The 17,233-nt window shown below is 67.4% G+C and carries 12 protein-coding genes and 1 pseudogene; 9 read left to right on the plus strand and 4 right to left on the minus strand.

The window, feature by feature from the left end; genetic code table 11:
• Positions 1-371: 371 nt before the first annotated feature.
• The 5 genes and pseudogenes from xdhA to ACNFBT_RS07085 all read left to right on the plus strand — a co-directional run bounded on the left by xdhA (position 372) and on the right by ACNFBT_RS07085 (position 7,197).
• Entirely contained in the window at positions 372-1,796 is a 1,425-nt protein-coding gene (gene xdhA, locus ACNFBT_RS07065; RefSeq protein WP_416747781.1) for a xanthine dehydrogenase small subunit, read from the plus strand.
• A complete protein-coding gene (gene xdhB / locus ACNFBT_RS07070; protein WP_416747783.1) occupies positions 1,789-4,326 on the plus strand; it encodes a xanthine dehydrogenase molybdopterin binding subunit in 2,538 nt (845 codons plus the stop codon). Before xdhA ends, xdhB begins: the two co-directional genes overlap by 8 nt.
• Entirely contained in the window at positions 4,323-5,159 is an 837-nt protein-coding gene (xdhC, locus tag ACNFBT_RS07075) for a xanthine dehydrogenase accessory protein XdhC (RefSeq protein ID WP_416747785.1), read from the plus strand. The genes xdhB and xdhC overlap by 4 nt, the downstream gene beginning before the upstream one ends.
• A 148-nt stretch (positions 5,160-5,307) precedes the next feature.
• Positions 5,308-6,330, plus strand: a pseudogene (locus ACNFBT_RS07080) (cache domain-containing protein); the annotation flags it as partial.
• Between the two features lie 138 nt (positions 6,331-6,468).
• A complete protein-coding gene (locus ACNFBT_RS07085; RefSeq protein ID WP_416748309.1) occupies positions 6,469-7,197 on the plus strand; it encodes a methyl-accepting chemotaxis protein in 729 nt (242 codons plus the stop codon).
• Between the two features lie 461 nt (positions 7,198-7,658).
• On the opposite strand, the gene ACNFBT_RS07090 is transcribed toward ACNFBT_RS07085, so the two are convergent.
• From ACNFBT_RS07090 to ACNFBT_RS07105, 4 genes are all read right to left on the minus strand, one after another.
• Positions 7,659-8,249 carry an IMPACT family protein gene (locus ACNFBT_RS07090; protein WP_416747787.1) on the minus strand — a complete coding sequence of 197 codons (591 nt, stop codon included), beginning with the start codon at positions 8,247-8,249 and terminating at the stop codon, positions 7,659-7,661.
• Entirely contained in the window at positions 8,246-8,914 is a 669-nt protein-coding gene (locus ACNFBT_RS07095; RefSeq protein ID WP_416747789.1) for a TetR/AcrR family transcriptional regulator, read from the minus strand. Before ACNFBT_RS07095 ends, ACNFBT_RS07090 begins: the two co-directional genes overlap by 4 nt.
• A 138-nt stretch (positions 8,915-9,052) precedes the next feature.
• Entirely contained in the window at positions 9,053-9,889 is an 837-nt protein-coding gene (locus ACNFBT_RS07100; protein ID WP_416747791.1) for an outer membrane protein OmpK, read from the minus strand.
• A gap of 471 nt (positions 9,890-10,360) precedes the next feature.
• Positions 10,361-11,977 carry a gamma-glutamyltransferase family protein gene (locus tag ACNFBT_RS07105; RefSeq protein ID WP_416747793.1) on the minus strand — a complete coding sequence of 539 codons (1,617 nt, stop codon included), beginning with the start codon at positions 11,975-11,977 and terminating at the stop codon, positions 10,361-10,363.
• A 77-nt stretch (positions 11,978-12,054) separates the two neighbouring features.
• Between ACNFBT_RS07105 and ACNFBT_RS07110 the strand changes: the two genes are divergently transcribed.
• The 4 genes from ACNFBT_RS07110 (at position 12,055) to ACNFBT_RS07125 (ending at position 17,090) form a co-directional block, all read left to right on the plus strand.
• Entirely contained in the window at positions 12,055-12,852 is a 798-nt protein-coding gene (locus tag ACNFBT_RS07110; protein ID WP_416748311.1) for an AraC family transcriptional regulator, read from the plus strand.
• Positions 12,853-13,358: 506 nt separating this feature from the next.
• Complete coding sequence (locus tag ACNFBT_RS07115) at positions 13,359-14,666, plus strand: MFS transporter (protein ID WP_416747795.1); 1,308 nt, start codon at positions 13,359-13,361, stop codon at positions 14,664-14,666.
• Between the two features lie 231 nt (positions 14,667-14,897).
• Complete coding sequence (locus tag ACNFBT_RS07120; RefSeq protein ID WP_416747796.1) at positions 14,898-15,581, plus strand: SDR family oxidoreductase; 684 nt, start codon at positions 14,898-14,900, stop codon at positions 15,579-15,581.
• A 150-nt stretch (positions 15,582-15,731) separates the two neighbouring features.
• Entirely contained in the window at positions 15,732-17,090 is a 1,359-nt protein-coding gene (locus tag ACNFBT_RS07125; protein WP_416747798.1) for an 8-oxoguanine deaminase, read from the plus strand.
• The last annotated feature ends 143 nt before the right edge of the window (positions 17,091-17,233 follow it).

Raw genomic sequence — 17,233 nt, forward strand, 5'->3', positions numbered from 1 at the left:
CGTTGAAATTCGACAGGGGCAAGATTATCGCCTGATGACAAGAAAGGCCCATTGATTTAGGGCATCAATTTAATTGAGCATCTCTATCAAAGTATATATAAAAGGAAGAAGTTTCCTATCGATACGAACCTCCACGTCCTACGCTCGGGAGGCATGGCGCTACGCGGCGTACGCCGCTTGGCCGTGGCGCAAAAGGCACTCCGAGCATCACCCGGAGCGACAGCGGGTCACGGTGTATCGGCGTACAACCGCGAACGGTTCTACGCCCTACGCGGCCTCAAACCCCGTCGGCATTCCTGGCTGTCTGGTCAAAAAGCCCCGCAAGCCTATGCTTGCCTTGAGGGCGCGGCGCCTGACGACGAGGTATCCCCATGATCCAGTTCCTGTTGGGCGATGAGCTGATCCGGGTCGACAGCCTGCCACCGGAAACCAGCCTGCTCGACTACCTGCGGGGCCACCTGGCCCGCACCGGCACCAAGGAGGGCTGCGCCTCCGGCGACTGCGGCGCCTGCACGGTGGTACTGGTCGAGGCGCAAGGTGCGGAGCTGCGCTACCGCGCAGTGAACGCCTGCATCACCCTGCTCGGCGCGGTGCACGGACGCCAGGTGCTGACCGTCGAGCACCTCGGCGAACCCGGCGCGCTGCATCCGGTGCAGCAGGCGATGGTGGACTGCCACGGCTCGCAATGCGGCTTCTGCACGCCGGGGATCGTCATGTCGCTGTTCGCCTGGCAGCACTCGCCGCCGCCCCACGACCGCGAGACGGCGCTGAGCGCGCTGTCCGGCAACCTGTGCCGCTGCACCGGCTACCGGCCGATCCTCGACGCCGCCACGCAGATCGCCGGCCAGACTTGCGCCGATCGCTTCGCCCAGGACAGCGCACTCACCCTTGCCCGGCTGCGCGAACTACCCGCTACGGGCACGCTGCACGAAGGCGAACAGCAGGCCTGGCTACCCACCTCGCTGGATGAGCTGGACGACCTGCTGCAATGCCATCCGCAGGCACGGCTAATCGCCGGCGGCACCGACCTGGCGCTGGAGGCCACGCAGAACCTGAAAGCCTTCCCGGCGCTGATCCACCTGGACCGCGTGAGCGAACTCCAGCGCCTGGAAAGCCACGCCGACCACCTGCTGATCGGCGCCGCCCGCCCCTACACCGACTGCCTCGACGCCCTCGCGGATTTCCCCGGCGTCGCCGCCCTGCTGGAACGCCTGGGCTCCCTGCAGATCCGCCAGCGCGGCACCCTCGGCGGCAACATCGCCAATGCGTCCCCCATCGGCGACATGCCGCCGGTGCTGCTGGCGCTGGACGCACGGCTGCGCCTGCGTCGTGCCGGCAACGTGCGCGAGGTGCCCATCGACGGCTTCTTCGCCGGCTATCGCAGCACCCTCCTGCAACCCGGCGAATACATCGAGGCGGTGCTGATTCCGCGCCTGCGCGCCCACCAGCGATTCCGTGTGGACAAGATTTCCAAGCGCCGCGACGACGACATCTCCGCCGTCTGCATGGCGTTGCGCCTGGACCTCGACGAGGCCGGCAACGTCACCGACGCGCGCCTGGCCTGCGGCGGCATGGCAGCCACGCCGTTACGCGGCGCACAGACGGAAGCAGCGCTACGCGGCAGGCCCTTCGACGCCGCCGCGGTTGTCGCTGCACAGGCCGCGATCCCACAGGATTTCCAGCCCATCGACGACCTGCGAGCCAGCGCCGCCTATCGCCTGAAGGTGGCGCAGAACCTGCTGCAACGCGCATTACTGGAGTGGTCCGAAAGCCCTGCGGAGGTGCGCCATGCGTAGTCTGCCGCCGCTGGCCAGCAACGGCGTACCGGTCGCCGTACACAGTGCGGGACAGGCCCGCGAACACGACAGCGCGGCGCTGCACGTCAGCGGCGCGGCGCGCTATGTGGATGACCTCAAGGAGCCGCGCGAACTGCTGCATGCCGCCGTCGGCCTGACCGCCATCGCCTGCGGCGCCGTGCGCTCCCTCGATCTCGATGCCGTGCGCGCCGCCCCCGGCGTCGTGGCTGTGCTGACCCTGGACGACGTGCCCGGCCATACCGATATCGGTCCGGTATTCCCCGGCGACCCGCTGCTGGCCGGGGACCGCGTGAAGCACCATGGCCAGGCGCTGTTCGCCGTGGCCGCCGAAAGCCTGATCCAAGCGCGCCGCGCCGTGCGCCTGGCGAAGGTCGAATACGCCGAGGAAAGCGCCCTGCTCGATCCGCTCCAGGCCAAGGCCGAGGAACGCTTCGTGCGCCCGCCGCACCACATGCGCCGGGGCGACGCCGAGGCCGCGCTGGCCGGTGCGCCGCACGTGCTGGAAGCCCGCCAGTTCGTCGGCGGGCAGGAGCATTTCTACCTCGAAGGCCAGGCCTCGATGGCCCTGCCGACCGACGACGGCGGCATGCTCGTGCACACTTCCAGCCAGCACCCCAGCGAAGTACAGAAACTGGTGGCCGAGGTGCTGGCGATTCCGCTGGCCAGGGTCACGGTGGAAGTGCGGCGCATGGGCGGCGGCTTCGGCGGCAAGGAGACCCAGGCCGCACCGTTCGCCTGCCTCGCCGCGCTGCTCGCGCGCAAGACCGGCCGCGCGGTGAAGCTGCGCCTGCCGCGCGCCGACGACATGCGCCTGACCGGCAAGCGCCACCCCTTCCACAACCGCTACCGCATCGGCTTCGACGACGACGGCCGGTTGCTCGCCGCGCGGCTGGAAGTGGTGGGCGACTGCGGCCACTCGCCGGACCTCTCCGACGCCATCGTCGACCGTGCGATGTTCCACGCCGACAACGCCTACTTCATCCCGGACGTGGCCATTTCCGGCTACCGCAGCTTCACCAACATCGTCTCCCACACTGCCTTCCGCGGCTTCGGCGGACCGCAGGGGATGATGATCATCGAGCGCGCCATGGACGACATCGCCCGCGCGGTGGGCAAGGACCCGCTCGCAGTGCGCAAGCTGAACCTCTATGGCGGCATGGGGCGCGAGTTGACGCCCTACCACCAGAAGGTCGAGCACAACCTGCTGGGCGAACTGATCGCCCGCCTGGAGCAGAGCAGCGATTACCACACCCGGCGCTCGGCGATCCGCGCCTTCAACGCCGCGAGCCCGGTGCTGAAGAAGGGCCTGGCGCTGACCCCGGTGAAGTTCGGCATCTCCTTCACCGCCCAGCACCTCAACCAGGCCGGCGCGCTGATCCACCTCTACACCGACGGCAGCATCCAGCTGAACCATGGCGGCACCGAGATGGGCCAGGGGCTCAACACCAAGATCGCGCAGATAGTCGCCGAGGAATTCCAGGTGCCGCTGGAGCACGTGGTGATCACCGCCACCCGCACCGACAAGGTGCCAAACACCTCGCCCACCGCCGCTTCCAGCGGCACCGACCTGAACGGCATGGCCGCCCGCGATGCGGCGCGCACGCTGAAGAAGCGCCTGGCGGAGTTCCTCGCCGAGCGCGACGGGGTGAAGCCGCAGGAGGTGCGATTCGAGCACGGCGGCGTGACGGTCGGCGCGCAGCGCCTGAGCTTCGCCGAAGCCATCCAGGCCGCCTATTTCGCCCGCATCCAGCTGTCCGCCACCGGCTTCTACCGCACGCCGAAGATCTTCTACGACCGCGAAAAGGGCCAGGGCCACCCGTTCTTCTACTTCGCCTACGGCGCGGCGGTGTCCGAGGTGGAGGTGGATACCCTGACCGGCGAATACCGCGTGCGGCGGGTGGACATCCTCCACGACGTCGGCCGCAGCGTGAACCCGGCCATCGACATCGGCCAGATCGAGGGCGGCTTCGTCCAGGGCATGGGCTGGCTGACCACCGAGGACCTGCGCTGGGACGACGCGGGACGGCTGCTCACGGTCGGCCCCGCCACCTACAAGATTCCGGCGGTGAGCGACATGCCCGAGGACTTCCGCGTGGCGCTGTTCGACCGTCCCAACGAGGAGGACAGCGTGTACCTGTCCAAGGCCGTGGGCGAGCCGCCGCTCATGCTGGCGATCTCGGTGTGGTCGGCGCTGCGCGATGCCGTCGCCAGCCTGGCGGATTACCGGGTGAGCCCTGAGCTGGATACGCCGGCGACGCCTGAGCGGGTGTTGTGGGCGTGCGAGGCGGTGCGGCGTTCGGAGCAAGGGCACCCTCACCCTAGCCCTCTCCCAAAGGGAGAGGGGACTGATCGGCGTGAGGCGAATCCACGGAATCAGCCGGCGACCACAGCGTCCGGCGACACGACTTCCTCGACCGCTGCTGCGGACAGCCCCCTCTCCCTCCGGGAGAGGGTTGGGGTGAGGGGAGAACAACCCGCACCGAACTCGAAAGAAGGCCCCATGCAATGACAACCACCTGGATGGACGCCATCGCCCGCCTGCGCGACAGCGCCGAACCCTACGTGCTGGTCACCGTGATTGGCGTGCAGGGCTCCACCCCGCGCGAGTCCGGCAGCAAGATGCTGGTGACCGCCGAGACCACGGTGGACACCATCGGCGGCGGCCACCTGGAGTTCGCCGCCATCGAGCACGCGCGCAAGCTGCTGCTGGGCGGCCGCGATGCCCAGGCACTGGAACACTTCCCCCTCGGCCCGCGCCTGGGCCAGTGCTGCGGCGGGCGTGCCAGCCTGCTGTTCGAGTGCTTCGCCGCCCGTGGGCCGCAGGTGCTGCTGTTCGGCGCCGGCCACGTGGGCCGCGCGCTGGCGCCGCTGCTGGCGGGATTGCCGTTGCGCCTGCACTGGATCGACAGCCGTGCGGCGGAGTTTCCTGCCCAAGTCCCCGAAGGCGTGCAGGTCCGCTTGCTCGACGAGCCGGAAGACGCGGTGCATGAAGCACCGCCGGGCAGCTACTTCCTGGTGATGACCCACAACCATCCGCTGGACTACGCCCTCGCCGAAGCCGTGCTCAAGCGCGGCGACGCCGGCTTCCTCGGCATGATCGGCTCGCGCACCAAGGCCCAGCGCTTCCAGATGCGGCTCGAGCAGCGCGGTTATGCGCCGGAGGCGATCGCCCAGCTGCACTGCCCCATCGGGCTGGCCGAGGTGCCCGGCAAGCGGCCGCTGGAAGTCGCCATCTCCATCGCCGCCCAGGTCATCGCCCGCTATCACCAGGACGCACCGCCGCGCCAGACCCGCGAAGGAGTGGCCTGGGCCACGCTGTGCAGCGAGCCGACGAAAAGCTGACCAACTGGACAACAGTTTTTCACATCCCGGCCGATAACCTCTCAACCCCGTCTCTTTGCCCGTGCTCAGCCCCGTGCAATTCGTCGTGCGTTCGGAGGAAAACAAGAAAATGCGCCTGCGAAGTATCCAGACCCAACTCATCCTCAGCATGGGCGCTGCCCTGCTGATCAGCCTGCTCATCGTCCTCGGCCTGTATGCCGTGCTGGTCAATCGCCTGAGCGAGCGCTACCTGCTCGAACAGGCCTTGCCCGCAAGCATCCAGGCGATCGCCAATGACTTCGAGCGACGCCTCACCGGACCGATCACCGCCGCCTCCGGCATCGCCGAGAACAGCCTGGTGCAGGACTGGCTGGCCGCCGGCGAAGACCCCGCGCGGCTCGACGACTTCACCCGTTACCTCGCCGGCATCCGCACCTCGCAGAAGGCCTTCGCCGCTTTGATCGCGTCCAACGCCAGCGGCGCCTACTACAGCGACAAGGGCAAGGAACGCACCTTGAGCCGCGGCGAGCCGAAGGATGGCTGGTACTTCCAGTTCATCGATAGCGGCAAGCCGCGCATGTGGAACATCGACGTCGATGGCGGCACCGGTGAGCTGGCGCTGTTCATCGACCAGCGCGTGGAGCGCGACGGCAAGCTGCTGGGCATCGCCGGGCTGGGCCTGAACATGCGCGAATTGTCGGCGCTGATCCGCGACTTCCGCTTCGGAGCGTCCGGGCGCGTGTACCTGGTGAAGAACGACGGGCAGGTGCAGATCCATCCCGACCCGTCTCTGCCCAAGGGCCGCTCCCTGGGCGATCTGGTCGGCCCGCAGGCGGCGGGCACGCTGCTGGGCAAGCAGGGCTTCCAGAGCGCCCGTTTCGAACGCGACGGCGAGGACTTCCTCGCCGCCAGCCTGCCCTTGCATGACCTCGGCTGGACCCTGGTGAGCGAGGTGCCGGAGGCGGAAATCTACGCCGACGCCCGCGATGCCCTGGCGCTCTCCGGCCTCGCCGGCGCGCTGGTGGCGCTGGTCTGCCTGGCGCTGGTGGTGCTGATGGCGCGCAGCCTGGTGAAACCGATCCGCCAGGTCACCGGCGCCCTGCTGGAAATCGGCGGTGGCGGCGGCGACCTGACCCGTCGCCTGGACGACAGCCGCGCCGACGAACTGGGCGACCTGGCACGGGGCTTCAACCGCTTCCTCGAAGGCCAGCGCGCACTCATCGGCGCCGTGCTCGCCACCAGCCAGCGCCTGCTGCAGACGGTCGGCGAAGTGGCGCGTGTGGTGGAGAACACCGCCGAGCACGCCGGCCGCCAGCAGGAAATGACCGACATGGTCGCCACGGCGGTGAACGAGATGGGCAGCACCGTGCAGGAGATCGCGCGCAACGCCGAGCAGGCGGCCAGCACCTCGCAGCAGGCGCGAGACGAGGCCGGCGAGGCGCGCCGGGTGGTCGACGGCTCGCTGCAGCTCGGCCAGCGCATGTCCGGGGAGATCGGCGAGGCCGCCAGTGCGCTGGGCCAGTTGGCCGATCAGGTGGCGAGCATCGACCAGGTGCTGGCGGTGATCCGTGGTGTCTCCGAGCAAACCAACCTGCTCGCCCTCAACGCCGCCATCGAGGCGGCGCGGGCGGGGGAGCTGGGCCGTGGTTTCGCCGTGGTGGCGGATGAAGTCCGTACCCTGGCCAGCCGCACCCAGGGCTCCACCGACGAGATCCTCGCCATCATCCAGCGCCTGAAGACCGGCGCCGACACCGCCGTGCGCTCGATGCACTCCGGCCAGCAGGCCACCGGCCAGAGCCTGGCCGCCAGCGAGCAGGCCGGCGCCTCGCTGGGCGCCATCGCCGATCAGGTGGAGCGCATCAGCGACATCAACCACCAGGTCGCCACCGCCACCGAGGAGCAATCGGCGGTGACTGAGGAAATCAACCGCAACGTGCAGGGCATCGCCGACCTCGCCCACGCCACCACCCGCGAAGTGCAGCACGGCAGCGAGCAGTGCCGCGAGCTGCGCGCGCTGGCAGACGACCTGGCGCGGCAGATGGCGCAATTCCGCTTGTGAGCCCCGGCGCCGGCCTTCGCGCCGGCGCCTTTTTCCCCAAAGTTACCCACAGGCTGGCGAGGCTTCCGGTTCCGCGCAACCCGCTTGCTGGTGCGCCCTGGTAATCGATCATCGCCCCGGATCAGCAACGATCGGGCCCGAATCGTTCACAGACTACCCACAGATTGTCCAGAGCTTTTACACCGTCTTCTCCACCGCCATTGAACATTCGCTCGAAAGCCCCCACCCCAGGCATTGCGGGGGCTGCATAAGTTCACTGAATAATCGGGCGGCTATCGAATCAGGAAAATACGGGTAAATTTGCCAACAGCTTATCCACAGCTTGTTCAAATAATATCCAGCAGTCAGCGGCGCTTTTGCTCAGAATTTGAGCAGGCCGTTCCAGGCCACGATTCATCGGCGCGAGCGGAGTCGGACCACAGGTTATCCACAGGCGGTTCCACGGCAATTGGGGAGAAGCCTCAGGCGTCTAGCGATTGGGCCTGGATACGGCCCCGGCTTAGGTCGCTGAGCAGCCGCTGCAGGGCATCCACCTGGGCGGTGGGCAGGTTCAGCGTCAGGTGCACGCCGCTGGCGCCATAGGCCTCGTCCTCGATGGCGGCGCCCAGGGCCAGCAGCCGCGCCTTGAACAGCGCGTGCTCGGCGAAACTGCATTCGAAGGCCAGCCGGCTGCTGGGCACCAGTTCCACGCGCGGCGCGTCCTGCAGGCATTTCGCCGCGCAGCCGCCGTAGGCGCGGGCCAGGCCGCCGGTACCGAGCTTGATGCCGCCGAACCAGCGGCTGACCATGACCACCACGCGGTCCATGTCCTGCCCCTCGATGGCCACCAGCATCGGCCGGCCGGCGGTGCCGCCGGGCTCGCCGTCGTCGCTGAAGCGGTACTGGTTGCCCAGCTTCCAGGCCCAGCAGTTGTGCCCGGCGCTGGCGTCGCGGTGCGCGGCGAGGAAGGCCTGCGCCTCGGCCTCGCTGGCAATCGGCGCGGCGACGCAGTGGAAGCGGCTCTTGCGGATCTCTTCCTGGTAAACGGCGGGTACGGCGAGGGTGAAGCTCATGCCGTCGCCGGCGGCGTCAGCCCGCAGCCCTTGAGGACGATGCGGATGAGGTTGTCGCTGGCCTCGCCGAAGTCCTGTTTGGACATGCGCTTGCGGCCAGTGACGAAGGCGATCTGGGTGGCGAAGTCGGCGTAGTGCTGGGTGCTGCTCCAGATCAGGAAGATCAGGTTCACCGGGTCGACCGGGTCCATCTTGCCGGCGTCGATCCAGGCCTGGAACACCGCGGCGCGGCCGGCAAACCAGGTGCGGTAGTCCTGGCTGAAATGCTCGGTCAGGCACTCGCCGCCGCTGATGATTTCCATGGCGAACACCCGCGAGGCCTGCGGGTAGCGGCGGGAGAACTCCATCTTGGCGCGGATGTAGGCGGCCAGCGCGGTGGCCGGGTCGTCGTCCACGGTAAGGTGATTGAAGGTGCTGTCCCACAACTCGAGGATGTTGCTCAACACCGCCACGTACAGCCCCAGCTTGTTGCTGAAGTAGTAGTGCAGGTTGGCCTTGGGCAGGCCGACGCGCTGGGCGATGGTGTTCATGCTGGTGCCCTTGAAGCCGTGCCGGGCGAACTCCTCCTCGGCGGCCGTGAGGATGGCTTCTTCGTTCTTCTGGCGAATGCGGCCGGCGGGCTTGTCGCCGCTCTGCGCGGTATGGGCGGGCACTTGCAGGGTCATGGGGGCGGATCCACGTCTACGGGGGGCGCAGCATGGATAACCCAGGCGGGGCGGGCGATTCAAGCGCTCGCGGGAAAAATATGGCGATGCGCCACGCCAGAACGCAGGCCCCGCCGCATGGCGGGGCCCGGCGAGCCGTCAGAAGTGGTACTTGACCAGCGCGCTCATGGTGTTCTGGTCGGTGGTGAAGTACTGGGAATCCTTGATGCCGTACTTGTCGGACCAGTAGTCGTACTCGATACCCACGTACAGGTGCTTGGCCTCGTAGCCCATGGCCTTGCCCAGGTCGTACTTGATCTGCGGGTTGAAGTGCAGGTTGGCGTGGTAGTCGCTCTGGCCACGCTCGCTGGAGCTGGCGTCCTTGTTGTTGACGACCCAGTCCATGAAGCCGTCGAACAGGATGTCGGAGTTGCCCACCGGGAAGGTGATGGCCCAGGCCGGGGTGATCTGCCAGGCGCCGGACGGCACGCGGTTGCCATCGGGCTTGCGGTAGTAGAAGTTCAGCTGGAAGTAGTCGAAGCCGGGCAGGGCCAGGTCGAAGCCCGGGCCGAGCAGGTAGGACTCGACGTCGCCTTCGCCGAACTCGTAGGTGCTGGCCAGCAGCACGTCCTTGACCGGACCGAAGGACAGGTCGGTGCCGGTGATCTTGCCGAAGGACAGACGCGGGCTGAACTCGCCGTAGTAGCTGTTCTTGCCGTTTACCGGGCTTTCCTTGCCGTTGTAGTTGATCTGGTCGACGAAGAACCAGATGTCGCCCCAGGTCCAGGCGCTCGCGCTCTCGAGGGTGAAGGTCTGCTGGATCGGCGGGTCGACCTTGTAGTTCTTGCCCCACAGGTAGCTCAGGCTTTCGTTGTGCCAGATCAGCGGGCCGTCGTTGGAGGCCGGAGCCGGAGTCAGGTCTTCACCACCAGCCATGGCCTGGCCGGCCGCCAGCAGCCCGCTGGCGAGCAGCAGGGATGCGAGAGTGCGAGTCATGCGTTGCTCCTAAATCAGTGCAGTCGAAATTTCGTTTTTAGTTGTCAGCGGAACCTGTCCCGTTGGTCAGGCTTGGCCTGGGAAAGCAAGATTGGCGCCAAACCTGACCGGTCGTTCCATTTTTACGCCGGATCAATGACCGATCCGTACTTTTGCGTGGCCTGTGCGTCGACGGCTGGCACTCACCGACCAGCTCTGGATCGGCGATTTTCTGACCCGAAAGACAACTTTGCCTGATTTTGGGGCAGCATCTCGTCATTCAGCGCAGTCTTTGGCGATCGCCGGAAAGAAAATTGGATACATGACAATTCTGTGTTGAATCGAATCAACTCTAATTGTGTATACAAATTTTCTGTGGGAAATCTACACAGTCCCCTGAGGGAAGCGTCACGCGTTTTTTCGGGCGCGAATAATGCCAGACGCGGCCACACGCCACACCTGAAGATTGCGCCGGACTGCCGGGCGGTTGTGTTACCAGACCGCGATGTGCGCGTCGGTGCGCGGCTCGGTGCCGCCGCAGAGCACGCCGCTCACCGGGTCGCGCAGGACGATCTGGCCACGCCCGTAGGTGGTCAGGTCATGGGCCACTTCGACATGGTGGCCACGCCGCGTCAGCACCGCCGCCAGGCTGCGCGGCGCGTGGTATTCGATGCCCACGCGCTTGTCCCCCAGCCACTGCCAGCGCGGCGCGTCGAGCGCGGCCTGGGGGTTGAGGCCGAAGTCCACCAGGTTCATCACCACCTGCACGTGCCCCTGGGGCTGCATGTAGGCGCCCATCACGCCGAACGGGCCGAGCGCCACGCCGCCCTTGCTGAGGAAGCCGGGAATGATGGTGTGGAAGGTCTTCTTCCCGGGGCGCAGGCTGTTGACGTGCTGCGCATCGAGGCTGAACTCGGCGCCACGGTTCTGCAACGCGATGCCGGTGCCGGGCACCACCACGCCGGAGCCGAAGCCGTGGTAGTTGCTCTGGATGAAGGACACCATGTTGCCCTCGCCGTCGGCGCAGGCCAGGTACACGGTGCCGCCGGATTTCGGCTTGCCCGGATGCGGCTCCAGCGCCCGCGCGCCGATCAGCGCGCGACGTCTGGCAGCGTAGTTGTCGCTGAGCAGGTCAGCCACGCTGACGCGCATGCAGTCCGGCTGGCGGATGTAGGCGCGGCCATCGGCGTAGGCGAGCTTCATCGCCTCCAGCTGGCGGTGCCAGGTTTCCGGGCTGTCGCGGTCGCCGAAGTCGAAGCCCTTGAGGATGTTCAGCGCCATCAGCGCCACCAGGCCCTGGCCGGCGGGCGGGATTTCCCAGACGTCGTAGCCACGGTAGTTCAGCGAAATCGGTTCGACCCACTGCGGCCGGTAGCCGGCCAGGTCATCGGCGCGCAGGTAGCCGCCGCTGCGCTCGGCGTGGGCGGCGATGGTGCGCGCCAGTTCGCCCCGGTAGAAGCTCTCGCACTGGCTTTCGGCAAGGGCTTGCAGGGTATCGGCCTGGGCCGGGTTGGCGAAGAGTTCGCCGGCGAAGGGCGCGCGGCCGTCGAGGAGGAATTCGTCGAACCAGGGCTGCAGCTCGGGGTGCTGCGGCAACGCCGCGCGGAACTTGTCCAGGCCGCTTTGCCAGAGCCCGGCGATCACCGGCGAGACCGGGAAACCGTCGCGCGCCAGTTCGATGGCCGGCGCCAGCAGCTCGGCGAACGGCAGGCGGCCGAAGCGCCGCGACAGCTCGGCCCAGGCCGCCGGGCAGCCCGGCACGGTCACCGGGGTCCAACCGTACAGCGGCATCTTCGAATGGCCGGCACCCCGCACCGCCTCGATGCTCAGCGCCTGCGGCGCGTGACCGCTCGCGTCCAGGCCGTAGAGCCGGTCCTTGACCCAGACCAGGGCAAAGGCGTCGCCACCGATGCCGCAGCCGGTGGGCTCGACCACCGTCAGCGCCGCCGCCGTGGCGATGGCCGCGTCGATGGCGTTGCCGCCGCGCTTGAGCATGTCCAGCCCGACCTGCGCCGCCAGCGGCTGCGAGGTGGCAACCATCCCGCGGCGGCCGAAGACCAGCGAGCGCTGCGAGGGATAGGGGTACTCCTGGGCGGAAAAGCTGAGCATCGACGTCCTCCGGAAACGGCTTGAGACGGCAGGGTAGCCCTGCCAGACTTCGTCAGCTAGCGACATACCCTCAAGATATACCGATGAAAGGACAAGCTCCCGAACTCCAGCGCCTGATCCCGGTGCTCGAACGCCTGCCCCGGCCGGTCTATGCCCGCGCCGAGCGCCTGCGTGCCGGCTCCTGGACCAGCCGCCACCATCACGCCTGGGTGCAACTGTCCTACGCCATCAGCGGCGTGCTGGGAGTGCATACCGCCGAGGGCAGCTTCTTCGCGCCGCCGCAGCGGGCGATCTGGATTCCGGCCTATCTCGACCACGAGGTGGTGACCTCGACCCAGGCCGAGATGCGCAGCCTGTACATCCGCGACGACGCCTGCGCCTGGGCGCCGGACCGCTGCCGGGTGCTGGAGGTGACGCCGCTGGCCCGCGAGCTGATCAAGAGCTTCTGCGAGCTGCCGGTGGATTATCCCCAGGGCGACAGTCCCGAGTCGCGGCTGGTGGAGGTCCTGCTGGACCAGCTGCGCACCCTGCCGGAAGTCGCCTTCTCCCTGCCGATGCCGCAGGAAGCCCGGCTGCTGCAGCTGTGCCAGGCGCTGATCGACCAGCCCACCGACAACCAGACCCTGGGCGACTGGGCGCAGCGCATCGGCACCTCGGAAAAGACCCTGTCACGGATGTTCCAGCGCGAGACCGGGATGACCTTCCGCCTCTGGCGCCAGCGCCAGCGGCTACTCGCCTCCCTGGGCTCGCTGGAGGCCGGCGACAGCGTGACGGCGGCGGCGCTGGATTGCGGGTATGACTCGACCTCGGCGTATATCGCGTCGTTCAAGGGTTTGTTCGGGTTTACGCCCGGAGACTTGTTCCGGCAGCGGTGACGGCGCCTGTCGGCGCTGATCGCGGACGGAGTCCGCTACTACGAGATGCATCTGCGCTCGGGTTGGCCCTCACCCCAGCCCTGGCACAGATTCAGCCGGGACAAGACAGTTGCTCCTACGGTGGCGTGAGGCCGCGGCGTAGGGCGTACAACCGTTCGCGGTTGTACGCCGATACACCATCATGCCCCGCCGATGCCGATGCCATGTCCGGAGCGCCCTGAAACTCAGGCTAATCGGCGTATAACGCGGAGCGTTATACGCCCTACATCCAGGCATACGCCGCGGGTCGCATGATCGGCGGATTTCCGCTCAGCACCCTCGCCCATCGGCAGGCATTCGCCTGTTCAAACACCCCAGCTGATCGCTGAAACCCCTCTGCCACGCGGCTTTCACGCCTTGGCACGCTGCCTGCTATCGCCCTGCACACTGCGCCGCCCTCGCGGCGCGCCGGCGTGCCGTTCCGCAGTCCGCACGCCTGACGACAACAACGACAAAGAGGAATACCCATGGATAGCGCAAGCGCCGTCTCCGCTTCTGCCGCACCCCGTACGACTTCCCAGCGCATCAAGTCGATCTTCAGTGGCTCGGTGGGCAACCTGGTCGAGTGGTACGACTGGTATGTCTACGCCGCCTTCTCGCTGTACTTCGCCAAGGCCTTCTTCCCCCAGGGCGACATGACCGCCCAACTGCTGAACACCGCCGCGATCTTCGCCGTGGGCTTCCTGATGCGCCCGATCGGCGGCTGGCTGATGGGCATCTACGCCGACCGCAAGGGCCGCAAGGCGGCGCTGCTGGCCTCGGTGCTGCTGATGTGCTTCGGCTCGCTGATCATCGCCCTCACCCCCAGCTATGAAACCATCGGCGTCGGCGCGCCCATCCTGCTGGTGCTCGCGCGCCTGCTGCAGGGCCTGTCGGTCGGCGGCGAATACGGCACCTCCGCGACCTACCTGAGCGAGATGGCCAACAAGGAGCAGCGCGGCTTCTTCTCCAGCTTCCAGTACGTGACCCTGATCTCCGGCCAGCTCATCGCCCTGGCGGTGCTGATCGTCCTGCAGCAGACCCTGACCACCGAGCAGCTGGAAAGCTGGGGCTGGCGTGTGCCGTTCTTCATCGGCGCGCTGTGCGCGGTGGTGGCCATGTTCCTGCGTCGCGGCATGGAAGAGACCGAGTCCTTCACCACCAGGAAGGAGGAGCCCAAGGAAAGCCTGATGCGCTCGCTGATGCGCCATCCCAAGGAAGTGCTCACCGTGGTCGGCCTGACCATGGGCGGCACCCTGGCCTTCTACACCTACACCACCTACATGCAGAAGTACCTGGTGAACACGGTGGGCATGAGCAAGACCGACTCGACCATGATCTCGGCGGCCACCCTGTTCCTGTTCATGCTGCTGCAGCCCATCGTCGGCGCGCTGTCGGACAAGATCGGCCGCCGCCCGATCCTGATCGCCTTCGGCGTGCTGGGCACCGTCTTCACCTACCCGATCCTCAGCACCCTGCACAGCATCGACACCTGGTGGGGCGCGTTCTTCCTGATCATGGCCGCGCTGGTCATCGTCAGCGGCTACACCTCGATCAACGCCGTAGTGAAGGCCGAGCTGTTCCCCACCGAGATCCGCGCCCTGGGCGTGGGCCTGCCGTACGCACTGACCGTATCGATCTTCGGCGGCACCGCCGAGTACGTGGCGCTGTGGTTCAAGAGCATCGGCATGGAGAGCGGCTTCTACTGGTACGTCACCGCGTGCATCGCCTGCTCGCTGCTGGTCTACGTGACCATGAAGGACACCCAGAAGCACTCGAAGATCACCACCGACTGATTGGGCAGCTTGCCCTGGCCCCGGCGCACACTCTCCGGGGCTTTTTATCCACAGGGCCCGGCTTCATGCCGGGCCTTGTCGTTTGAGCTCTTCGCCGTCTGTAGGAGCGAGCTTGCTCGCGAACAAACCCCGCTGCGGACTCGGTTCGCGAGCAAGCTCGCTCCTACACGAACAGTGCCCTCATCCGGGTGGGTTATCCTTTTCCCATCCTTCCTTTGCCGGAGCCCCGCCATGACCACCCCGAAATCCGCCCTGATCATCGGCGCCTCGCGTGGCCTCGGCCTGGGCCTGGTGCGCGAACTGCTCGACCGCGGCTGGGACGTCACCGCCACCGTGCGCGACGTCGTCCACCCCGGTGAACTGGCGAATCTGCCAGTACGCGTCGAACCGCTGCTGCTGGACGACGTGCACTCCCAGGACCGGCTCGCCGAGGCCCTGGCCGGCTCGCACTTCAGCCTCGTCTTCATCAACGCCGGCATCTACGGCCCGGCCCACCAGTCCGCCATCGACGCCAGCCTCGCCGACGTCGGCCAGCTGTTCATGGTCAACGCCGTGGCGCCGCTGCGCCTGGCCGAGCGCCTGCTGCCGCGCCTGGATGGCGAGCGCGGCGTGCTGGCCTTCATGACCTCCGAGCTGGGCAGCGTCGCCGGCAACGAATCCGGCGGCATGGCGCTCTACCGGGCGAGCAAGGCGGCGCTCAACTCGCTGACCCGCAGCTTCGTCGCCGAGCTGGGCGAAACCGGCATCACCGTGCTCAACCTGCACCCCGGCTGGGTACGCACCGACATGGGCGGCGAAGCCGCGCCGCTGGATGTTCCGACCAGCGTGAAGGGCCTCGCCGACCAGGTCGAAACCCACGCCGGCCGCGGCGGCCAGTTCTACCTCGACTACCAGGGGACGACGATCGACTGGTGACGAACCGCACCGGCAGCGTTACCATGCGCCCACGTCTGACCTCCGGGTCAACGCACCTGGATCAGCAGACAGGGTGAACACTGAGCTGGCTTCCTAACCACAGGAGCCGGCTCGCCTCACGCGGCGGCTCCGCCCAACGAGGAATCACTCATGCCTTCCACCCGTCTCTGGCTGCGCAACCCGCTCGCCGTCTTCACTGCCAACGATCAGGATGCCCGTGGCGGCATCGTCGTGCAGGACGGCCGCATCGTCGAACTGGTCGCCGCCGGCCAGCAACCCTCCGTTCCCTGCGAACAGACCTTCGACGCCAGCCAGCACGTGCTGACGCCCGGTCTGATCAACACCCACCACCACTTCTACCAGACCCTCACCCGCGCCTGGGCGCCGGTGGTGAACCAGCCGCTGTTCCCCTGGCTGAAGACCCTCTACCCGGTGTGGGCGCGTCTGACCCCCGACCAGTTGGCGGTCGCCACCAAGGTCGCCCTGGCCGAGCTGCTGCTGTCGGGCTGCACCACCGCCGCCGACCACCACTACCTGTTCCCCGACGGCCTGGAGCAGGCCATCGACGTACAGGCCGGCGTGGTCCAGGAACTGGGCATGCGCGCCATGCTCACCCGTGGCTCCATGAGCCTGGGCGAAGCCGACGGCGGGCTGCCGCCGCAGCAGACCGTGCAGAGCGCCGAGGCCATCCTCGACGACAGCCAGCGCCTGATCCGCAACTACCACCAGCGCGGCGAAGGCGCCCAGGTGCAGATCGCCCTGGCACCCTGCTCGCCCTTCTCGGTGACCCCGGAAATCATGCGCGCCAGCGCCGAACTGGCCGAACGCGAAGACGTACGCCTGCACACCCACCTCGCCGAAACCCTGGACGAGGAAGACTTCTGCCTGCAGCGCTTCGGCCAGCGCACCGTGGACTACCTGGACAGCGTCGGCTGGCTCGGCCCGCGCACCTGGCTGGCCCACGGCATCCACTTCAACGACGAGGAAATCCAGCGCCTGGGCGCCGCCGGCACCGGCGTCTGCCATTGCCCCAGCTCAAACATGCGCCTGGCCTCGGGCATCTGCCCGACCGTGGCCCTGGAAGAAGCCGGCGCGCCGGTGGGCATCGGCGTGGACGGCTCGGCCTCCAACGACGCCTCCAACATGATCCTCGAAGCCCGCCAGGCCCTGTACATCCAGCGCCTGCGCTACGGCGCCGAGCTGATCACCCCGGAACGCGCGCTGGGCTGGGCCACCAAGGGCTCGGCCAAGCTCATCGGCCGCAGCGACATCGGCGAGTTGGCCGTAGGCAAACAAGCGGACCTCGCGCTGTTCAAACTCGACGAGCTGCGCTTCTCCGGCAGCCACGACCCGCTTTCGGCCCTGCTGCTGTGCGGCGCCGACAAGGCCGACCGGATCATGATCGGCGGCACCTGGCGGGTCATCGACGGCGAAGTCGAAGGCCTCGACCTCAAGCGCCTGATCGCCGACCACACCCAGGCCGCGCGCAAGCTGCTCGGCACTCTGTAAAACGCAACTGGTGAGGCGCGGCGGAACGGCTGGCGGATGGGGCGCCGGCCGTTCCCCCGCGCCTCATTGCCCTCTTAGAGTCTGTTTACGATCTCGCGAGCCAGAGCAGAACAAGGCGCAACGACCAACGGGAGTAACAGCCG

The organism is Pseudomonas sp. NY15181 (assembly GCF_048068055.1).
GTDB lineage: Bacteria > Pseudomonadota > Gammaproteobacteria > Pseudomonadales > Pseudomonadaceae > Pseudomonas.

Coding starts and splice junctions, on each gene's coding strand:
- ACNFBT_RS07090 (WP_416747787.1), bottom strand. CDS start 8,249: ATGAGCTTCACCCTCGCCGTACCCGCCGTTTACCAGGAAGAGATCCGC.
- ACNFBT_RS07105 (WP_416747793.1), bottom strand. CDS start 11,977: ATGCTCAGCTTTTCCGCCCAGGAGTACCCCTATCCCTCGCAGCGCTCG.
- ACNFBT_RS07120 (WP_416747796.1), top strand. CDS start 14,898: ATGACCACCCCGAAATCCGCCCTGATCATCGGCGCCTCGCGTGGCCTC.
- xdhB (WP_416747783.1), top strand. CDS start 1,789: ATGCGTAGTCTGCCGCCGCTGGCCAGCAACGGCGTACCGGTCGCCGTA.
- ACNFBT_RS07115 (WP_416747795.1), top strand. CDS start 13,359: ATGGATAGCGCAAGCGCCGTCTCCGCTTCTGCCGCACCCCGTACGACT.
- ACNFBT_RS07125 (WP_416747798.1), top strand. CDS start 15,732: ATGCCTTCCACCCGTCTCTGGCTGCGCAACCCGCTCGCCGTCTTCACT.
- ACNFBT_RS07095 (WP_416747789.1), bottom strand. CDS start 8,914: ATGACCCTGCAAGTGCCCGCCCATACCGCGCAGAGCGGCGACAAGCCC.
- xdhA (WP_416747781.1), top strand. CDS start 372: ATGATCCAGTTCCTGTTGGGCGATGAGCTGATCCGGGTCGACAGCCTG.
- xdhC (WP_416747785.1), top strand. CDS start 4,323: ATGACAACCACCTGGATGGACGCCATCGCCCGCCTGCGCGACAGCGCC.
- ACNFBT_RS07100 (WP_416747791.1), bottom strand. CDS start 9,889: ATGACTCGCACTCTCGCATCCCTGCTGCTCGCCAGCGGGCTGCTGGCG.
- ACNFBT_RS07085 (WP_416748309.1), top strand. CDS start 6,469: ATGGTCGCCACGGCGGTGAACGAGATGGGCAGCACCGTGCAGGAGATC.